15 protein-coding genes are annotated in these 17,426 nt (G+C 72.5%); 1 reads left to right on the forward strand and 14 read right to left on the reverse strand.

Going from position 1 to position 17,426, the window contains the following annotated elements:
- Positions 1 to 26: 26 nt before the first annotated feature.
- The 3 genes from AGRA3207_RS11200 to AGRA3207_RS11210 all read right to left on the reverse strand — a co-directional run bounded on the left by AGRA3207_RS11200 (position 27) and on the right by AGRA3207_RS11210 (position 4,865).
- Positions 27 to 1,628: an ABC transporter substrate-binding protein gene (locus AGRA3207_RS11200; protein WP_231334526.1), complete on the reverse strand. Its 1,602-nt coding sequence runs from the start codon at positions 1,626 to 1,628 to the stop codon at positions 27 to 29.
- Between the two features lie 156 nt (positions 1,629 to 1,784).
- A complete protein-coding gene (locus tag AGRA3207_RS11205; RefSeq protein ID WP_231334527.1) occupies positions 1,785 to 2,975 on the reverse strand; it encodes an ROK family transcriptional regulator in 1,191 nt (396 codons plus the stop codon).
- A gap of 171 nt (positions 2,976 to 3,146) precedes the next feature.
- The gene (locus AGRA3207_RS11210; protein ID WP_231334528.1) at positions 3,147 to 4,865 is read right to left on the reverse strand and encodes a B12-binding domain-containing radical SAM protein; all 1,719 of its coding nucleotides are present in this window, start codon (positions 4,863 to 4,865) and stop codon (positions 3,147 to 3,149) included.
- Positions 4,866 to 5,166: 301 nt separating this feature from the next.
- Between AGRA3207_RS11210 and AGRA3207_RS11215 the strand changes: the two genes are divergently transcribed.
- Positions 5,167 to 6,783 (forward strand): AMP-binding protein, encoded by a 1,617-nt coding sequence (locus AGRA3207_RS11215; protein ID WP_231334529.1) that lies wholly within the window; start codon positions 5,167 to 5,169, stop codon positions 6,781 to 6,783.
- On the opposite strand, the gene AGRA3207_RS11220 is transcribed toward AGRA3207_RS11215, so the two are convergent.
- The 11 genes from AGRA3207_RS11220 to AGRA3207_RS11270 form a co-directional block, all read right to left on the reverse strand.
- Positions 6,747 to 7,196, reverse strand: coding sequence for an acyl-CoA thioesterase (locus AGRA3207_RS11220; RefSeq protein WP_231334530.1), 450 nt, complete (start codon positions 7,194 to 7,196; stop codon positions 6,747 to 6,749). The genes AGRA3207_RS11215 and AGRA3207_RS11220 overlap by 37 nt on opposite strands.
- Positions 7,189 to 9,408 (reverse strand): anthranilate synthase component I, encoded by a 2,220-nt coding sequence (locus AGRA3207_RS11225; protein WP_231334531.1) that lies wholly within the window; start codon positions 9,406 to 9,408, stop codon positions 7,189 to 7,191. The genes AGRA3207_RS11220 and AGRA3207_RS11225 overlap by 8 nt, the downstream gene beginning before the upstream one ends.
- Positions 9,408 to 10,154 (reverse strand): 3-oxoacyl-ACP reductase FabG, encoded by a 747-nt coding sequence (gene fabG, locus AGRA3207_RS11230; protein ID WP_231334532.1) that lies wholly within the window; start codon positions 10,152 to 10,154, stop codon positions 9,408 to 9,410. Before fabG ends, AGRA3207_RS11225 begins: the two co-directional genes overlap by 1 nt.
- Positions 10,154 to 10,411, reverse strand: a complete 258-nt coding sequence (locus tag AGRA3207_RS11235) for an acyl carrier protein (protein WP_231334533.1) — start codon at positions 10,409 to 10,411, stop codon at positions 10,154 to 10,156. Before AGRA3207_RS11235 ends, fabG begins: the two co-directional genes overlap by 1 nt.
- A gap of 77 nt (positions 10,412 to 10,488) precedes the next feature.
- Complete coding sequence (locus tag AGRA3207_RS11240; RefSeq protein WP_231334534.1) at positions 10,489 to 11,286, reverse strand: SDR family oxidoreductase; 798 nt, start codon at positions 11,284 to 11,286, stop codon at positions 10,489 to 10,491.
- Positions 11,270 to 12,304: a beta-ketoacyl synthase N-terminal-like domain-containing protein gene (locus tag AGRA3207_RS11245; protein WP_231334535.1), complete on the reverse strand. Its 1,035-nt coding sequence runs from the start codon at positions 12,302 to 12,304 to the stop codon at positions 11,270 to 11,272. The genes AGRA3207_RS11240 and AGRA3207_RS11245 overlap by 17 nt, the downstream gene beginning before the upstream one ends.
- Positions 12,291 to 13,508: a beta-ketoacyl-[acyl-carrier-protein] synthase family protein gene (locus tag AGRA3207_RS11250; RefSeq protein WP_231334536.1), complete on the reverse strand. Its 1,218-nt coding sequence runs from the start codon at positions 13,506 to 13,508 to the stop codon at positions 12,291 to 12,293. Before AGRA3207_RS11250 ends, AGRA3207_RS11245 begins: the two co-directional genes overlap by 14 nt.
- On the reverse strand, positions 13,505 to 14,368 hold the full coding sequence (locus AGRA3207_RS11255; RefSeq protein WP_231334537.1) for a beta-ketoacyl synthase N-terminal-like domain-containing protein: 864 nt from the start codon (positions 14,366 to 14,368) through the stop codon (positions 13,505 to 13,507). The genes AGRA3207_RS11250 and AGRA3207_RS11255 overlap by 4 nt, the downstream gene beginning before the upstream one ends.
- Positions 14,365 to 15,576, reverse strand: coding sequence for a beta-ketoacyl-[acyl-carrier-protein] synthase family protein (locus tag AGRA3207_RS11260; protein WP_231334538.1), 1,212 nt, complete (start codon positions 15,574 to 15,576; stop codon positions 14,365 to 14,367). Before AGRA3207_RS11260 ends, AGRA3207_RS11255 begins: the two co-directional genes overlap by 4 nt.
- Positions 15,573 to 17,141, reverse strand: coding sequence for a class I adenylate-forming enzyme family protein (locus AGRA3207_RS11265; RefSeq protein ID WP_231334539.1), 1,569 nt, complete (start codon positions 17,139 to 17,141; stop codon positions 15,573 to 15,575). Before AGRA3207_RS11265 ends, AGRA3207_RS11260 begins: the two co-directional genes overlap by 4 nt.
- Entirely contained in the window at positions 17,138 to 17,383 is a 246-nt protein-coding gene (locus AGRA3207_RS11270; protein ID WP_231334540.1) for an acyl carrier protein, read from the reverse strand. Before AGRA3207_RS11270 ends, AGRA3207_RS11265 begins: the two co-directional genes overlap by 4 nt.
- Positions 17,384 to 17,426: the final 43 nt, after the last annotated feature.

Consider the following 17,426-nt stretch of genomic DNA (forward strand, 5'->3'; position numbering starts at 1 on the left):
CTTCGGAGAGGACGCGCCATGAAGGCTCAGCCTCGGGACGCGGTGAAGAACACCGGGTTCGGGTCGAGCGACCTCGGTGACGCCGTGACGCCTTCGAGTCCGGGACGCGCGACCGTGACCTTGTCGATGCTCGCGAAGGGGACGAACCACGCCTGCTCGACGATGACCTTCTGCAGCCGCTTGTAGATCGCGGGACGTGACGCGTCGTCGGCGGCGGCGCCTTCGCGCATCAGCCTGGCGATCTCCGGATGTGTGTTGTTGAACGGGTTGAACAGGCTTCCGGTGCTGAGCAGCTGGTCGGCGACGAGGTACATCGGCAGGCCGCCGTACTCGAACATCTGGGCCTGGTACTTCTTGCCGGTCAGCCCGCTGGTGTAGGCGCTGATGGCGACCGGGACATCGATCTTGGCCTTGACGCCGATCTTCGACCAGTAGCTGGCGACGGCCTGCGCCGCGTCGGTCTCCCCCGGCTGGAGGTTGAAGGCGGCCATGACCAGCGAGAACCCGTTGGGGTAGCCCGCCTGCGCCAGCAGGCTCTTCGCCTTGGCGGGGTCGTAGGGGTACGTGCCGTTCAGGGACGGGTCGTAGCCGTCCGCCTTGGGCAGGAGGATCTGGTCGCTCGGGGAGGCGTACTTCCCGAAGAGCGCCTTGGCCAGTGCCTTCCGGTCGATCGCGTAGTTCAGGGCCTGGCGGACCCGGACGTCCCCGAGCGGCTTGACCTGCGTCCCCGCGCGGTCGAGGAGCTGGATGTGGCCGAACAGGTAGGGCCAGGTGCTCACGGAGAAGCCGGCCTTCTTCGCGGCGTCGGCGCCCTTGGTGTCGCCGATCATGTAGTCCACCTGCCCGGTGCGCATGGCGCCGAGGGCCGCGTTGGAGTCCGGGATGACCTTGACGACGATCTTCTTCCAGTTGATCGCCTTGGGGTTCCAGTAGTTCGGGTTCGGGGTGAACACGTACGTCTGATTGGTGACGCTCCCACCGGCGTCGAGCACGTACTGGCCGGCGCCAGCGGTCGAGGTGCCGAGCCTGTTGGGGTCCTTGAGCCCCTGCGGGCTGATCACGTCACCGATCGCGAAGCCCTGGGTCAGGATGTAGGGCAGCTCGGGGTTCGCCGCCTTCAGCTCGATGCGCAGTTTGAGCGGCCCGGAGACGGTGACCCGCTCGAAGTTCTGGACACGGGACGCCCCGAGGCCGCCGGCCTTCGCGAAGTAGGCGAAGTAGTCGGCCACCGACTGCGCGGTCAGGGTCGCCCCGTCGCTGAACTTCACGCCCGGGCGGAGCGTCAGGTCGAACACCTTGTTGCCGGATCCGACGAAGCCCCACTCGGTCGCCAGCCCGGGGGCGAGGCTTCCGTCGGGCTTGAGGTAGATCAGCGGGTCGTACGCGAGCTCCACGGGGATGACCAGGGGGTCGCCGTTGCCCGCCAGCGCGGGGTTCAGGCTCTGCGGCGGGGCCCCGACCGCGATGGTCAGCGTGTCGGGGTTCTGCCGTGCGGGCGTGCCCGCGGAGCCGCCGCTCCCGCCGCAGGCGGCCGTCAGCGCGGCCACCAGCGCGGCGCAGCACAGGACGCTCGTCCGGCGGGCATGGCGCGGCGCCATCGAGCGGCGGGTCTTCTTGTTGTCGGCCACGATCTCTCCACACTTTGAAGGTAATCGAGGAGTATCGACTCGCACGCGACCAGGCCAGATGGCACTTCGGTGCAGGTCACTCACCGTGGCCACACCGTAGGACGCGTGCGGCATTCACCGCAAGCTCTAAATTGATAAAAATTCAGATCGCGTTAATCACTTCAAAGATTGAAGGCAAAGGTCACCACCATCGAACGCGAACCGCGCGGCGCCACGCGCCGTGGCCTGCCCGCCGAGCTCGGCCAGCGCGACGCCTCCGCGCCAGTTGCGCGGGCTCGCCATCCTCCGCATCCCGTCGGCGACCGGATCCAGGAGCGCGGGCCCGGCGTCCGCCAGCTCGCCGCCCAGGATGAAGCGCTCGGGTGCGAGGACCGCGACGACGTTGGCCAGCCCGTTGACGATGTCCTGCGCGGCGTCCGCGACGATCCGCACGCAGCCGGGATCGCCGGAACGGGCCAGCCGGGCGAGCCGGGCGAGGGTGAGGTCGTTCCCGTGGAGGGCGGTGACGTGGCCCAGCAGCGCCTGCCCGCCGACCTTCGTCTCCAGGCAGCCGCGGTTCCCGCAGACGCAGAGCCGGCCGTTGGTGTCGGTGGAGGAATGCCCGAGTTCCCCGATCCCGCCCAGCCCGCCCCGGTACAGGAGCCCGCCGAGGAGCATCGCGCCGCCGACGCCGGAACTCAGATGCAGGTAGAGGACGTCCCGGCACCCTCGCGCGGCGCCCCACCGCGCCTCGGCCAGCAGCGCGGCGTCGCAATCATTGATCAGCCGCACCGGAAGGCCGATCTCGGCGCCGAGATCGCCCGTGACGTCGGCGCCGTACCACGAGGGGGCGAACGCCGGCTGGCGGGCGCCGAGCCCGTCCGGGACGGTGTTGGAGACGGGGTCTATCGAGACGCACAGCGCCAGCCCCGCACCGGCGATCGGCCGCGCCGCGACCCCCTCGGCCCGGCGCACCTCGTCGATCAGCTGGACGAGGAGCGAGCGCTCCTCGTCGTAGGGGAGGTCCGCCCCCCGCGGGAGCGACCGCTCCACCAGGACCGCGCCCTCGTGGTCGACCGCCGCCGCCGTCATCGTCTCCCGCGCGACCGTGACCGCCAGTGCCAGCTCCTCGGCGGCGGCGCCCAGCTCGACCAGGTTGACGCTCCGGCCGTTCCGCCGTCCCTTCGAGAGTTTGACCCGATCGTCCTCGACGAGTACACGGACGAGATTCGACACCGTGGCCTCGGACAGCCCCGTCACCCTCGCCAGCTCCGACTGCGACATCGTCCCGGCCTGCCGTAGTGCGGAAACGACCTTCTCCAGGTTCGAACGCCGCAACTCCGCGAGTGCCCCGCCATTCAGCGCCATCGTCCCGACTCTCCACTGATGTCCACAAACTCTGAACCACCAGCGTACTGACCGGTCGCCGAAGGTCGTCCACCATCCGCCGGGGAGCCGCCGAGGAGCCCCGGCGGGCCGGGCCGGAGCCCCCTGGGCGGGGCCCCGGCCCGGGCTTGCGTGCCGGGGCGGCGGGGGTGTCTAGGACGTCAGGAGTTCCTCGATCATCTGCTGCGGGACGGTGGCGTCGTCGAACCAGCGGCCGCCGAACGGCCGGGGGACGGGCATGATCTGGTCGGTCGAGTAGGCGAGGATCTTCCGGTTGTAGTCGCGGAGGTCGTCCCGGAGCCCAGCGGGCAGCGCCTTGTCGAGCAGCAGGGCCCGCTCCATCTCCCCGAGCAGCTCGCGCGTCTCCTCGATGGTCTCCAGGACGGCCTTGCAGAACCCGGCGGGCAGCACGCCGTACTCGCCCTTGATCTCCACCAGGCGGGTGATCGCCTCGTAGGAGACGTCCTGGAGCTGGCGCCTGTTCAGCCAGCGGGTCTCGTAGTTCAGCCGCCGGTACCACAGCGGCTCGACCATGGCCCGGCGGTGTTCCTCCAGCGTGCGGTGGTAGATCCGGTAGCCGTGCCTCTCCGGTTCCTCGAAGAACTGGGAGCCCGGGTCGAGGAAGGGCACCATCGGGCAGATGAGCGGGAGCGCGGCCCACCCGCCGAACTTGCGTATCAGCCGCTCGGAGTAGGCGATGGTGTCCATGACCGACTGCCGGTCCTGGTACGGCATGCCGATGAAGAACCAGATCATGACGCTCTTCACGCCGGCGTCCCGGGCCTGGGGGATCCACTCCTCCATCTGCTTCATCGTGTAGTTCCCCCGGCCGGCCGCCGCACTGATCTTCAGGTCGTGCGACTCCGGGGAGAGCATGATGTGGGACTCGGTCGACTCGCCCATCTTCTTCAGGATGTCGGGCGGCGTCAGGTTGAACTGCTCGAAGTGGACGCTCTTGTAGCCGAGCTCCTTCACGGCGTCCAGGTACTGATGCATCCGCGTCTTGTTCTCGGAATAGCATTGGAGGGCGTAGATCGAGGTGCGCTTCGCCGCCTCCTCCATGGTGCGGAGCTCTTCGACGACGAGGTCGTGGTCCTTCTGCACGAGGGTCTTCTGGACGCCCATGATGTTGCGGTAGGCGAACCGCGATCCGCCGCACCAGCCGCAGTCGTGGGCGCATCCGGTGTTGGGCAGGGTCATGATGAGCTTGGAGCCCGACGGCCCCGCGTCGGGTGTCTCCCGGTAGTACGACCAGTCGTTGCGGACGTTGTTGTAGTCGGTCTTCGGCTTGTGGGTGAAGCCGGTGGCCTGCACTTCGCCATCGACCTTGTAGAGAAGGTTCGGGATGGAGCGGAAGTCCCTGTCGCCACGCCGGACCCGGGAGACCAGTTCCGTGACCGGTTCGAGCGTGTCGTAGCCCTGGAAGACGACGTCGACGCTCGGGTACTGGATGAGCTGCTCGGCATAGTAGGTCGCGGAGATCCCGCCGAAGATGGTGATGGCCTCGGGGTGCACCTCCTTGAGGGCGGCGGCGAGCTCGACGGAGCCGTGGCAGTGCGCCATCCAGTGCAGGTCGAACCCGAAGATCGGCGCTTCCAGCCGGCCGAGCAGCCGTTTGACGTCCAGCCCGGGATGCATGAGCATCAGCGACGCGACGTTGATGATCTTGGTGTCGAAGCCGTGGTCGGCCAGCCGCTGCTTGATCGAGAACCAGCCGATCGGGTAGATCTCGTAGACCGAGGTGACGTTGACGCTGTCACTGTCGCTCAGGTAGGCGAACAGCATGTCGTCGCGCTCGCGGAAGTCGTAGACGCTGGGCGCGTGTAACAGGAAGAGGTCGGCCTCCAGCCGCGATGCTACCTGCTGATCCATTGTGCAGAGCCTCTTTTCTCGTGGACTGAGCGGCCCCGCGGCTGGTGCGGCGTCGTGCGCTGGAGCCTGATGGAACGAGCGCGGAATGAGATGATCCGTGAGGCTTCGGCATGTGTCCGGGCGGGACGGTCAAAGGCACTGATGAACGCTCTTTCAATCATTTCCCCCGACTGAAAAACTGTCAAGGTCTGCCTCGTCGAAATATCGCGCTCCTTGTTTCATGCGAATGCGGGCAATAGGCGAGGCTTTTCCATTCCGATAGCGACATGGATCCGGGGCGGGCGGCACGGGACACTGAACCATGCGGTTACCTTCGGCCCATATCGACACGTTCTGCCGAGACAACCTGCCGCCCGCCGGGCAGTGGCCCGAACTGCTCTTCGGCCTGCCGGAGCTGCGTTATCCGGAACGCCTGAACTGCGCGGAGGCCCTGCTGGACGCCGCCGTGGCGCGCCACGGGGCGGACCGTCCCTGCCTGCTGACCGGCTCGGAGACCTGGACGTACGGCGACCTGCTCCGGCGCGCCAACCAGATCGCGGGGGTGCTCGCCGAGGATCTCGGCCTGGTGCCGGGGAACCGGGTGCTGCTGCGCGGGCCGAACGGCCCCTGGCTGGTCGCGGCGTGGTTCGCCGTGCTGAAGGCCGGGGGCGTGGCGGTCACCACCATGCACCTGCTGCGCGCCGGTGAGATCGCGGCGCTGGCCGCGCGGACCGAGCCGGACCTCGTCGTGTGCGACCACCGCTACACCGCCGACGTGGAGGCGGCCCTTCCCGGGGTGCCCGCCGTGGTCTACGGCGGCGGTTCCGGCGACGACCTGATCGGCCGCAGCGAGGCCAGGAGCCCGGACTTCGCCGCGGTCGCCACCGCCGCGGACGACGTGGCCCTGCTCGCACCGACCTCGGGGACCACCGGCATCCCCAAGATCACGGCGCATTTCCACCGCGACGTCCTGGCGATCAACGACACGTTCGGCCGGCACGTCCTCGCCGCGCGGCCGGACGACGTCTTCACCGGCACGCCGCCGCTGGGGTTCACCTTCGGCCTCGGCGGGCTCGTCGTCTTCCCGCTGAGCGCGGGGGCGGCGGTGGTGCTGATGGAGCGCGCCACTCCCGACGGCCTGGCGGACCTCATCGTGGACCACGACGTGACCACGGTGTTCACCGCGCCGACGATGTACCGGGCGCTGCTGGCGACCGGGAAGGGCCGGGCCCTGACGAGCCTGCGCACGTGCGTGTCCGCGGGGGAACACCTCCCGGCGACGGTCTGGCGGGACTTCCACGCCGAGACGGGACTGGAGATCGTGGACGGCATCGGCTGCACGGAGCTGCTGCACATCTTCATCTCGGCCGCCCCGGACCGGATCCGGCCGGGGTCCACGGGACGGGTCGTCCCGGGTTTCGAGGCCGCCGTCCTGGACGAGGAGGGGCGCCCGGTGCCGGACGGGGTGGCCGGCCGCCTCGCCGTGAAGGGCCCGACCGGATGCCGGTACCTCGGCGACGACCGCCAGCGCGGCTACGTCGCCGGCGGCTGGAACATCACCGGGGACACCTATGTGCGCGACGCCGACGGCTATTTCTGGTATCAGGCCCGGAGCGACGACATGATCGTCTCCGCGGGCTACAAGATAGCCGGGCCGGAGGTCGAGCAGGCCCTCGTCAGGCATCCGGACGTGCTGGAGGCCGGCGTGGTGGGGGCGCCCGATCCGCTGCGGCAGATGATCGTGAAGGCGTACGTCGTGCTGCGGGACGGCGCGTCCCCCGGTCCCGAGAAGGCGGCCGAGCTCCAGGACTTCGCCAAGCGGACGATCGCGCCGTACAAATATCCCCGCTCGATCGAGTTCGTCGATTCCCTTCCCCGGACGCTGACCGGGAAGGTGCAGCGTTATCTGCTGCGCGAATCCGCGGCCGGGCAGGCGTAGCCGCCTTCGGCCCTCCGCGCCGCGGCGGCACTGACCAGGGCGGTGCGGAGGTGGTCCGGCCACGGCGCCGGGCGGTCGTCTTCGTTCACGTGGACCACGGTGTGCCTTCCGGCGGCGCATGTCCGCCCTTCGCAGACGACCGTCCAGCCGAAGGTGACGCTGCAGTTCTTCACGCGTTCCACGTCGAGGCGCAGTTCGCATCGCTGCCCGAAGCGCTGCGGCCGGTGATAGGCGGCCTCCGCCGAGCGCCGGGGATAGGTGCCCGCCTCGCCGGGGTCCCAGCCGAGCGTCCGGAGGAAGGCGTGCTCGGCGGCCTCAGCCCAGCGGAACACGGCCGACCAGTGGACGCGCCCGCCCGCGTCGGTGTCCGCCCAGACGACCGGCCTGTCCTCGGCGTACGCGTGCTCAGCCAACGATCGCCTCCGCGCCGGACGCGGCCGCGCGCGGCCGCTCCCGGCAGAGGGCGAGCACGTTCGCGATGACCCGGTGCCCGGCCCGGCCGGACGCGGTGAGGATCGACTCCGGGTGGAACTGCACCGCCCACCGGCCCGCCGCCGGATCCTCGATCGCCATCACCGCGCCGTCCGGGGCAGCCGCCGTCACGGTGAACCCGCCGCGCACCTCGCCCGGCGGCGCGTACAGGGAGTGGTAGCGCCCGGCGGTGAACTCCGGGCCGAGCCCGCCGAGCAGCGCGCCGCCGGACACCCGCACCGGCCCCGGCTTGCCGTGCACCGGCCGGGGCAGGACCGACAGCGTCCCGCCCGCGTGCTCCACCATCGCCTGGAGCCCCAGGCACACCCCGAACACCGGCAGCCGCCGCCGGTACACCTCGTCGAGCAGCGCGGCGCAGCCGAAGTCCGACGGACGGCCCGGACCCGGCGACAGCACCACCAGGTCGGGCGCGTACTCGTCCAGCAGCGCGGGCGGGAACCCGAACCGGAGCGTGGCGACGTCGGCCCCCTCCTGCCGGAGGTAGTCGCCCAGCATGTGGACGAACGAGTCCCGGTGGTCGACCAGCAGCACGCGCGCCGCCGCGTGGCCCGGCGGGACGCCCGATCTCCCCCGGCCGGCGGCGCGTCCGTAAGCCTGCCCGGCGCCGGCCCGTCCCGGGGGATGTGGGGGGTCGTCCCCCCACAAGAGACCGGCCCGGTCCTGCGAGGCCGCCTCCGCCATGGTCTCCAGCAGGGCGCGGGCCTTGATGTGGGTCTCCCGCTCCTCGGCCTCCGGCACCGAGTCGTACAGCAGCGTCGCGCCGGCCCGGACCGCGGCGACGCCGCCGGTGATGTGGGTGGTCCGCAGCGTCAGGCCCGTGTTCAGGGACCCGTCGAACCCGATCCTGCCGACCGCGCCGCCGTACCAGCGCCGCGGCGTGTCCTCGTGGTCCTCGATGAACTGCGTCGCCCGCGCCTTGGGCGCGCCCGTCACGGTGACCGCCCACATGTGGGTGAGGAACGCGTCCAGGGCGTCGAACTCCGGCCGCAGCCGCCCCTCGACGTGGTCCACGGTGTGGATGAGACGGCTGTACATCTCGATCTGCCGCCGCCCGATCACCCGCACCGAGCCCGGGACGCACACCCGCGCCTTGTCGTTGCGGTCCACGTCGGTGCACATGGTCAGCTCGGACTCCTCCTTCGCCGACCCGAGCAGCGCCGCGATGTTCGCCGCGTCCTCCAGCGGGCCCTCGCCGCGCTGGATCGTGCCCGCGATCGGGCAGGTCTCCACCCGGTCGCCGGTCACCCGCACGTACATCTCCGGTGAGGCGCCGACGAGGTACTCCCCCTCCCCCAGGTTGAACAGGAACTCGTAGGGGGCGGGGTTGCGCCGGCGCAGCAACTGGTAGAAGGCGGACGGCGCGTCGCACCTGCCGTGGAACACGTGGCTGGGCACCACCTCGAACAGGTCCCCCCGCGCGAACCGCTCCCGTGCCAGCTCGACGACCTTGGCGTACGTCCCGGGCCGCGGTTCCCCGCTTCGCGGGTGCGGCGGCGGCGCGTCCGACATGAGCGCCGGGCCGGTGTCCCGTCCCAGGCCGGCCGTGGAGGCGCCGTCCACCTCGAACTCGTAGGAGTACCGGTGCGCCGTCTCCCGTTTGCGGTCCACCACCCAGATCTCGTCGGGCAGGTGGAGCACCAGGTCGCGTTGCGCCTCCGCCCGGTCGAGCCGCTGCCGCACCGGCTCGAACTGGAACGCCAGGTCGTAGCCGAACGCCCCGTAGAGGCCGAGGTGCGGGTCGTCGGTCCCGAACTCCTTGACGATCTCCCGCAGGGCGCTGAACACCGTCGGGCGCCGGGTGCGCTCCTCCTCGGGGGCGGGCCGGCCGGGTTCCGGTATGACGACGGCGTGCCCGCCGGCCCGCCGTCCGGCCCGCCGCATCGCCGCGAGGACCACGGGGAGGATCAGGCGGCCGCGCTCGTTCAGGGCGCGGGCGGTGAGCCGCCGCCCGGTCGCGGTGATCTCGATGGGCGGGTCGACGTAGGCGATGGCCCAGCGGCTGTACCGCCCCAGGTACTCCATGCCGGAGCTGAGCACACCGCCCCGCCGGGAGTCGACCATCCCGGCGATCCGCTCCAGCGCGGCCGGATCGAACGACGCCACCGTGCGCGTGATGTCCAGCGTGATGTCCATCAGAGGGACAGACCTCCGTCGATCCCCAGGACCTGGCCCGTGATGTAGGCGGAACGGCAGGAGACGAGGAAGGACACGAGGTCGGCGACCTCGTCCGGCGTGCCGGGGCGGCGCAGCGCGATCCTCTTGAGCTGTTCCTTCCGCCGGGCGTCGCCGAGCCCGGCGGTCATGTCCGTCGTGATCATCCCGGGCGCGACGCAGTTGGCCCGGACACCGAACCGCCCGAGCTCCTGCGCGATCGACTTGGTGAACCCGATGATCCCGGCCTTGGACGCGGCGTAGTTCGCCTGCCCGGTGTTGCCGTGGACGCCCGCCACCGAGGAGATGGTGACGATGCTCCCGGCGTCGTGCCGCATGAGCGGCCGCGCCGCGGCGCGGCAGAGGTGGTAGGTGCCGTCCAGGTTCGTGCGGATCACCGCGTCCCACTCGTCGTCGGCCATCCGGGCCAGCGGCCGGTCGCGGACGATCCCGGCGTTGGCGACGACCGCCGCCAGGGGCCCGAGCTCGTCCTCGGCCTCGCAGACGAGCTTTCCGGCCTGGCCCGGGACGGAGACGTCGGTCCTCCGGGCGAGCACCCGGGCGCCCGCGCGGCGCGCGGCGGCCGCGGTCTCACCGGCCTCCTCCTCGCCGGACAGGTAGCAGAACGCGACGTCGAATCCGTCGGCGGCCAGGCGGAGCACGGCGGCCCGCCCGATGCCCCGCGACCCGCCGGTGACGACCGCGACGGGCCGGTCCGCGCCCGTCATCAGGCCGTCCCGACCTTGGCGGAGACGAGCCGGTGGATGGCCGGCAGCGTGGTCAGCGACGTGATCTCCTCCTCGCTGATCTTGATCCGGTACCTCTTCTCCAGCTGGACGGCGATCTCCATCGCCGCGAGCGAGTCCACGTCGAGGTCCTCCGCCAGGTCGGCGTCGTCGGTCACCTCCTCGACCGGGAGCTCGACCTCCTCGGCGACGAGCGCGCGCAGGTCCTCGATGTCGACGGCCGTCTGGTCGGCTGGCATGACAGCTCCTCTGCTCTCGTTCGGACGGCTGTTCTCGGTTCGGACGGCTGATCCCGGTTCGGGCGGCTGATCGCGCTTCAGACGACGAGCGCCTCTCCGCCGTCGACCCCGATGACGTTGCCGGTCAGCCAGGACGAGTCGGTGGACGACAGGGTGACGATCGCGTCGGCCACGTCCTCGGCGAGCGTCAGTCGGCCGCCCGGATTGACCTCCCGGCAGTGGGCGATCACCTTCTCGCTGCCCGGGATCTTCCGCAGCGCGGGGGTGATCGTCGTCCCGGCCCGGATCGCGTTCACCGCCACGCCCCACGGCGCGAGCTCCACCGCCAGCTGGCGGACATGGGCCTCCAGCACCGCCTTCGCCGCCGACACGGGCGCGTAGCCCGGCAGCACCCGGGTCCCGCCGACGCTGGTCATGGCGAAGACCTTCGCGCCCCGTGGCAGCAGCAATGCCTTCAGCAGGTCCTGGGTCCAGTACGCGAGGCTGTGGCCCATGACCTCGACCGTCATCGTCAGCTGCTTCGCCGTCACCCCGGGACCCCCGCCGGGCGCCGGGAGCAGGGACGTCAGCGTCCCGTAGGCGACCGAGTGCAGGACGACCCGGGGCCCGGTGCCGGACGTGAGATCGCCGATGACGGGGATGAGTTCCTCCCGCGACTGTTTCGCCGCGACATTGCGGTTGAAGAAATGCGCCTCGACCCCGGTCTCGCCCAGGGTCTTGGCGTACTGTTCCGCCTGCTGCTGCCCTTCGGCGAGGTCGAAGTGCACGCCGATGATGTTGCACCCCGCGTCGGCCAGCGCCCGCGCGGTCTCCTTGCCGATTCCGCTGGAGACGCCGAATATCAGCGCCCAGGCGCCCTCAAGGGAAACGAACATCGGTCTCCTCCCTGTTCTCCTCCGCCGGGACGGCCGCCGCACGGCGTGGCGCGACGGTCAGCTCGGCGAGTGCGATCGTGCCCTCGGCGGACGCGGCCAGCACCGCGCTCCGGGTGGGGGCCGTGTGCTCCTGCGCGAGCAGGCCCATGACGCGCTGCAGCGGGACCAGGCAGCCCGCCTGCGGTGTGGCCGGGACGGCGACGACGTCGCACTCGCCGGTGAGGCGGTCCAGCCAGCGGGCGACGGCCGTCCCGACGGCGGAGTCGTCCAGCACGGCGTGGATCCGGCCGGGCGGGTCGTCGCCCACCAGGGGGCCGAGGACGGTGGCGGCGCCCGCAGCCGCGGCGGCGGGGTCCAAGAAGGCGCTGCGCGCCATGCACGTGCCGTAGCGCGCGTCCCCTTCCGTGGCGGGTTCGCAGTGGAGCACGGCGGCGCCCGCCTGCGATCCGGGCCCGGACGGCCGGGCGGGCGGCCCGGCGGCCGATTGGCCGGGCGACAGCGTCTCCTCGGCCGCCCCCACCAGGACGGCCCGGGCCCGGCCGGCGGCGACGGCGCGGGCCGCGATCTGGATCGCCTCGATCCCGGCGGTCACCGGGGAGTTCACGGTGAGGTTGAAGCCGGTGATGTCGTGTTCCAGGGAGAGCCGGCTGGCGAACGAGCTCATCGCGATGAACGGGCTGGTGGACGGCGGCAGCTCCGCGGCGCCCCGCCGCATGATCGTGTGGTCCAGTTCCTCCAGCAGGGCGGCGCCGGCGTGGTTGACGGCCACCACCGCCGCCCGGTGGTCGCGTCCGGTCTCCGCGAAGCGGCCCCCGGAGTCGGCGACGGCCAGCCTCGACGCGGCGAGCAGATATTTGCAGGCGGCGGGCAGCCGCCGGTAGCCGCGTCCGGGGAGGGCGGTCTCCGTCCGGAACCAGCCGGGGGCCGCCTCCGCGGGCGGCGCCAGCGCGTCCCCGGGGCCGGAGATCCCCGGCGCGGCGATGCCCATGCCCGTGACGGCCAGCTCACCGGTGCCCACCGTGACCACCTCCGGCATCCCCGGTCAAAGGCTTGACGACGAACGAGGTGTTGTTGCCGCCGAACGCATAGGTGTTGACCAGGACCGCGGGCGCGTCCAGCGGCACGGGACGGTCCTGCGGGAGCCACACGTCGCACTCCGGATCCTGATCGATCGGGACGTTCGCCGGGGTCCTCCCGTGGTGCACCATCAGCGTCGCGGTGAGGCAGCCGAACGCGCCCGCCGCGCCCGTCGTGTGGCCGATCATCGCCTTGAGCGAGAAGAGCGGCAGCCCGCGTGTCCGCGCGCCGAACATCCGGTGCAGGGCCCGGCTCTCGACCACGTCGTTGAGCGGCGTCCCCGTCCCGTGCGGGATGACGCAGCGCACGTCGGACGCGCTCAGCCCCGCGTCGGCCAGCGCCTCGGTCATCGCGCGGACGATCTGGTCGCCCGACGGGTCCGGGGCCGTCGGATGGTGCGCGTCGCAGCTCCAGGCCGCGCCCGCCAGCTCGGCGTACGCGCGGGCGCCGCGCCGCCGGGCGTGGTCGGCGGCTTCGAGGACGAGCATGGCCGAGCCGTCGCCGAACATCGTCCCGGCCCGGTCGCGGTCGAAGGGCCGGCAGCGCACGGGGTCCGCGGCGCCCAGCCGGTTGAAGGCGCCGATCCCGGCCCGCGTGACGCCCTCGGCGCCGCCGACCAGGACGGCGGGCGCCTCACCCGCGCGGATCATGTCCAGGGCGATGGTGAGGGCGAAGCCGCTGGCCGAGCAGGCGTTCCCCACGCTGGTCACCTCGGCGCGCGAGCCGATCGCCGCGCCCACGACGGCGGCCGTGGGGGTCAGCGTCGTCCACGCCGTCCGTCCGGCGCTGCGCTGGATCTCCTGCGCGTCGGCGTTGCCCAGCTCGACCCCGAGGACGACGGGGACGGCGGCGCACGACCCGTGCCCCAGCCCGGCGTCGGCGAGCGCCTGCCCGGCCGCGGCGACCGCCAGGCGCGAGCTGCTCCCCAGTTCCACCCCGGCGTGGGAGGACGGCTCGGACGGCACGCCGGCCCGGTCGACGAGGTACATCCTCGTGGTCGGCATGTTCAGGTCCGGCAGCGGGACCTCGGCCGGTTCCCCGCCGCCCGCGAGCAGGCCGTCCCAGTGCGCGGCGGCGCCGCCGCCCAGGCAGGAGATCGCGCCGAGGCCGGTGATCACGACGCGGCGGCGGCCGGACGCGCTCATGGTGCCCTCCTCCCCGGCGGCGTGAGGACCAGCGCCGAGACCGACGTCCCGTCGCCCTCCTCGGTACCGGCGCCCGCGACGGCGAGCACCGCCTCGTCGTCCAGCCGCTCCACGGCGATCGCGCACTGCACCACGCCCAGGGCGCCCGAGCACCGCCCGAACCGCTCGGCCGGCTCGCCGTCCAGCCGCCGGGTGAGGGACGCGGCGCCCGCCGCGCGGACGGCGGACCGCTCGTCGCCGCCCCGGCCGTATCCGGCGATCTCCGCGCGGATCCGCGCGCCGCGGCCCTCCGCCGCCGGGACGGGTTCGATCATCAGGCCGACGGCGCCGTCGATCCACCGGGCGCCGTCGGTCTCCCCGTGCAGCCGGGCCACCGGCGGCGTGTCCGGCTCCACGCCGATCACCAGGGCGGCCGTGGCCCGGCCGGCGGCGATCAGGTTCCGCGCCCAGGCCACCGCGTCGAGGCCGCCCGAGGCGCCGTTGCACAGCGTCAGGTTCGGGCCGCGGATGCCGTGGCCGATCGCGACCCAGGCCGCCGTGTAGGCGCTCGACAGGTGCGGCACCCGCATCGGGCTGATCTCGGAGCTGCCGCCGACGGCGACCGTCGCGGACAGGTCGCACACCGGTCCGAGGTTGCCGTAGTTGCACGAGACGACCACCGCCGCGCCGTCGAGTCCCGGCGCGTCCAGGAGCCCGGCGTCGTCGAGCGTCCGCCGCGCCACCCGTATCGCGAACCGCGTGGCGCGGTCCTTGTGACGCATCCCGCGCCCGGCCAGCGCGGTCGCCGGGTCGAAGTGCGGTCCCGCGACGGCCCAGCCCACACCGGTGATGGCGGTCCGTAAGGCGGCCGGAGTCGTCATCGCACGGCCCCCTCGTCACGTACGGCCGCGTCGTCCTGCGCGGCGCCCTCCGGACACGCGGCGACCTCCGGACGCGCGGCGCCCTCGACGATCGCGACGGCGTTGATCCCGCCCATGCCCACGGCGTGCACCTGCGCGGTGCCGAACCGTCCCGTGGCCGGTGGGCCGGACACCACCCGCAGGTCCGCCGCCTCCTCGATGGGGTCGATGAGCGCGCTGACCGCCGGCAGGGTGCCGGTGCGGATCGCCTCCAGGGCCACCACGAGGTTCAGGAGCCCGGCGCCGCCGGAGATGTGGCCCATGCCGGCTTTGATCGCGGACACGTGCGGGCCCGGGTCGGCGCCCGCGAACACCTCCCGCAGCGCGACCGCCTCGGCCAGGTCGCTCTGCGGCGTGCCGCTTCCGTGGACGAGCACCAGGTCGATGTCGGCGGGGACGACCGAGGCGCGGCCGTGGGCGTCCTCGATCGCCCGGGCGATCCCCGCGGGATCCGGTGCCGTCGGGTGCGAGGCGTCGCAGTTCATGCCCACGCCCCGGACCCGTCCGTGGACGCGCCCGGTGTGCGCGCCGGCCCGCCGCAGGACGACCGCCACCGCGCCCTCCCCCATGATCATGCCGCGGCGGGACCGGTCGAACGCGTGGATCGCGTCCGGGGGCGGGTACTGGATCCGGTCGAACCCGCCGAACGAGCTCTCGGTGATCGCGTCGGTGCCCGCGACGACCACGGTGTCGGTCTCGCCGAACGCGATCAGGTCGGCGGCCATCCCGAGCGCGTACAGCGAGGCCGCGCAGGCGCTCGCGACGGTGTGCACGTTGTGCAGGCCGAGGGCGGACCGCAGGGCCGCGGTGAAGTGGAGATCGGCGGGCGCGAGGGGCGCCTCGCGCCGCCACCAGAGCTCGGCGGTCCGCATCTCCCGGTGCGTGGTGCCGACCAGGACCGGCAGCCAGGGGTCCGGGTCCGGCAGGCCCGCGTCGTCCAGCGCCTCCCGGACGACGCGGATCAGCCAGCGCGTCGCCCGGAGCGGCTCGTCCACGCCGGGGCTCGCCCGGTCGGGCACCTCGTACGCCGACCCCGCGCGGTACCTGGACGCGTCGAACGCCGAGAGCGGCGCCAGCCCGGACCGGCCCGCGCACAGCGCCCCGTGGATGCCGGCGACGGTGTCGCCCAGCGAGCACACCGCGCCCATTCCGATGACCTCCCAGCTCATGGCGTGCCCTCCAGGTCGCCGGAGGGGCCGCCCGACGGGGGACGGAGGCGGAAACGCGCGAGCTTGCCGTTGGCGGTGACGGGGAGCCTCTCGATGATCTCCACGCGGGACGGCCGCTTGTACGGCGCCAGGCCGGCGAGCAGCGCGGCGCGCACCTCCGCCCGTGCCTCGTCCGGACGGTCCGGGTCGCGCGGCACGACGTACAGCGTCGCCTGTTCGAGCCCGGTGGGATCCGCGCCGCCGACGACCGCGCAGTCGGCGACCGCGGCGATCCCGCGGACCACGTGCTCGATCTCGGCCGGCGCGATCTTGTATCCGCCGAGCAGGAGCATGTCGTCGGCGCGGCCGACATGGCGGATGTCGCCGCCGGGCGCGCGGAACGCGACGTCGCCGGTGTAGACGCCGCCGTCGGCGAAGGCGCGGGCGGTGTCCTCCGGCCGGTCGAGGTAGCCGAGCGCGGCCGACGCCGCGGCGATGTGCAGCCGGCCGGGAATCTCGTCGCCGACCGGCCGCCCGGCGTCGTCGCGGATGGTCACGGTCACCCCGGGGACGGGGGTGCCGATCGATCCGGGGCCGTGCGGCCCGTCCCGTCCCACGTCCGCCGCGACGACGGTGTGCAGGACCTCGGTCGCGCCGAAGCCGTTGATGAGCGGCACGCCGAACGTCGCGGTGACACGGGCCGCCAGGTCGGCCGGCAGGTGCTCCCCGGTGGACACGGCCAGCCGCAGCGAGGTCGTGTCGACCGCCTTGCCCTGCTCGGCGAGCCTGAGCAGGCTGGCGTAGAGCCGGGGCACGGAGAACAGGACGGTCGGCCGGTACTCGGCCAGTGCCGCCGCCACGCTGTAGGGCTCCGCCTGCCCGTCGAGCAGGACCGAGCAGGCGCCCGCCGCGTACGGGAACAGCAGCGAGTTCCCGAACCCGTAGCCGAACGACAGCTTCGCCGTCGACAGCACGACGTCGTCGGGGGTGAGCGCCAGCAGGCTGCCGACGCCGTCCAGGACCGCGCGGACGGCCCGCAGGGAATGCCGCACGCCCCTCGGCCTGCCGGTGCTGCCGGACGTGTACTGGACCAGCAGCTCATCGGTCTCCCCGAAGACGGCCGGTGGAGGCGCGGACCGCACCGCGCGGCCGGGGCCGAGCCCGGTGAGCAGCCCGGCGCGCCCCTCCGCGCGTCTCGTCTCGTCGATCTCGGTCAGCTCCGCCCGCAGCGCCGCACGGCGCTGCGGGGCGATGTTCAGCTCCGCGAACTCCGCCTTGGAGTCCTCCAGGACGAAGGCCAGCTCCGCGGGCCGGAGCATCGGATGCAGCAGCACCGGCACGCACCCGTGCCACCACAGGGCGAGGACGGCGGTGACCGCCGCGACGCAGTCGTCGGAGACGACGGCCGCGCGGCAGCCGGGCCGCACCCCCGCGGCCCTCAGGCGCCCGGCGTACTCCGTCACTGCGTCCCGCATGTCCGCGTAGGTGACCTCGCCCACCCGGCGGTCCACGCCGCAGCGCCGGTCCCCGGCATGCCCGAGCAGCAGTAACCCGACCGGGTTCGCGATCCCCGTGGCAGGGCTCATGACACCCGGGGCCTGTCGCGGAGCATCCGCATCGCGTCGCCGACGCTGTCGATCTCCGCGGCCTCCGCGGGGCCGAGCTCGGCGCCGGAGGCACGCTCCAACCGCACGATGAACTCCGCCTTGTGCAGCGAGTCCATTTCCAGGTCCACGTAGAACGATGTGTCGATCCCGATGTCGGAGACATCGACGTCCAGGATGGACGCCACGATCTCCTGCACATCCCGGTCGGTCATCATCGGCATCCTTCTCTCCTTCGCCAACGCACGTTCGTCCATCAACGGCGAT

Origin of the sequence: Actinomadura graeca (genome assembly GCF_019175365.1) — a bacterium.
Classification (GTDB): Bacteria; Actinomycetota; Actinomycetes; order Streptosporangiales; family Streptosporangiaceae; genus Spirillospora; species Spirillospora graeca.

Coding starts and splice junctions, on each gene's coding strand:
- AGRA3207_RS11210 (WP_231334528.1), bottom strand. CDS start 4,865: ATGGATCAGCAGGTAGCATCGCGGCTGGAGGCCGACCTCTTCCTGTTA.
- AGRA3207_RS11250 (WP_231334536.1), bottom strand. CDS start 13,508: ATGAGCGCGTCCGGCCGCCGCCGCGTCGTGATCACCGGCCTCGGCGCG.
- AGRA3207_RS11255 (WP_231334537.1), bottom strand. CDS start 14,368: ATGACGACTCCGGCCGCCTTACGGACCGCCATCACCGGTGTGGGCTGG.
- fabG (WP_231334532.1), bottom strand. CDS start 10,154: ATGACGGGCGCGGACCGGCCCGTCGCGGTCGTCACCGGCGGGTCGCGG.
- AGRA3207_RS11270 (WP_231334540.1), bottom strand. CDS start 17,383: ATGCCGATGATGACCGACCGGGATGTGCAGGAGATCGTGGCGTCCATC.
- AGRA3207_RS11260 (WP_231334538.1), bottom strand. CDS start 15,576: ATGAGCTGGGAGGTCATCGGAATGGGCGCGGTGTGCTCGCTGGGCGAC.
- AGRA3207_RS11205 (WP_231334527.1), bottom strand. CDS start 2,975: ATGGCGCTGAATGGCGGGGCACTCGCGGAGTTGCGGCGTTCGAACCTG.
- AGRA3207_RS11225 (WP_231334531.1), bottom strand. CDS start 9,408: ATGGACATCACGCTGGACATCACGCGCACGGTGGCGTCGTTCGATCCG.
- AGRA3207_RS11215 (WP_231334529.1), top strand. CDS start 5,167: ATGCGGTTACCTTCGGCCCATATCGACACGTTCTGCCGAGACAACCTG.
- AGRA3207_RS11235 (WP_231334533.1), bottom strand. CDS start 10,411: ATGCCAGCCGACCAGACGGCCGTCGACATCGAGGACCTGCGCGCGCTC.
- AGRA3207_RS11240 (WP_231334534.1), bottom strand. CDS start 11,286: ATGTTCGTTTCCCTTGAGGGCGCCTGGGCGCTGATATTCGGCGTCTCC.
- AGRA3207_RS11265 (WP_231334539.1), bottom strand. CDS start 17,141: ATGAGCCCTGCCACGGGGATCGCGAACCCGGTCGGGTTACTGCTGCTC.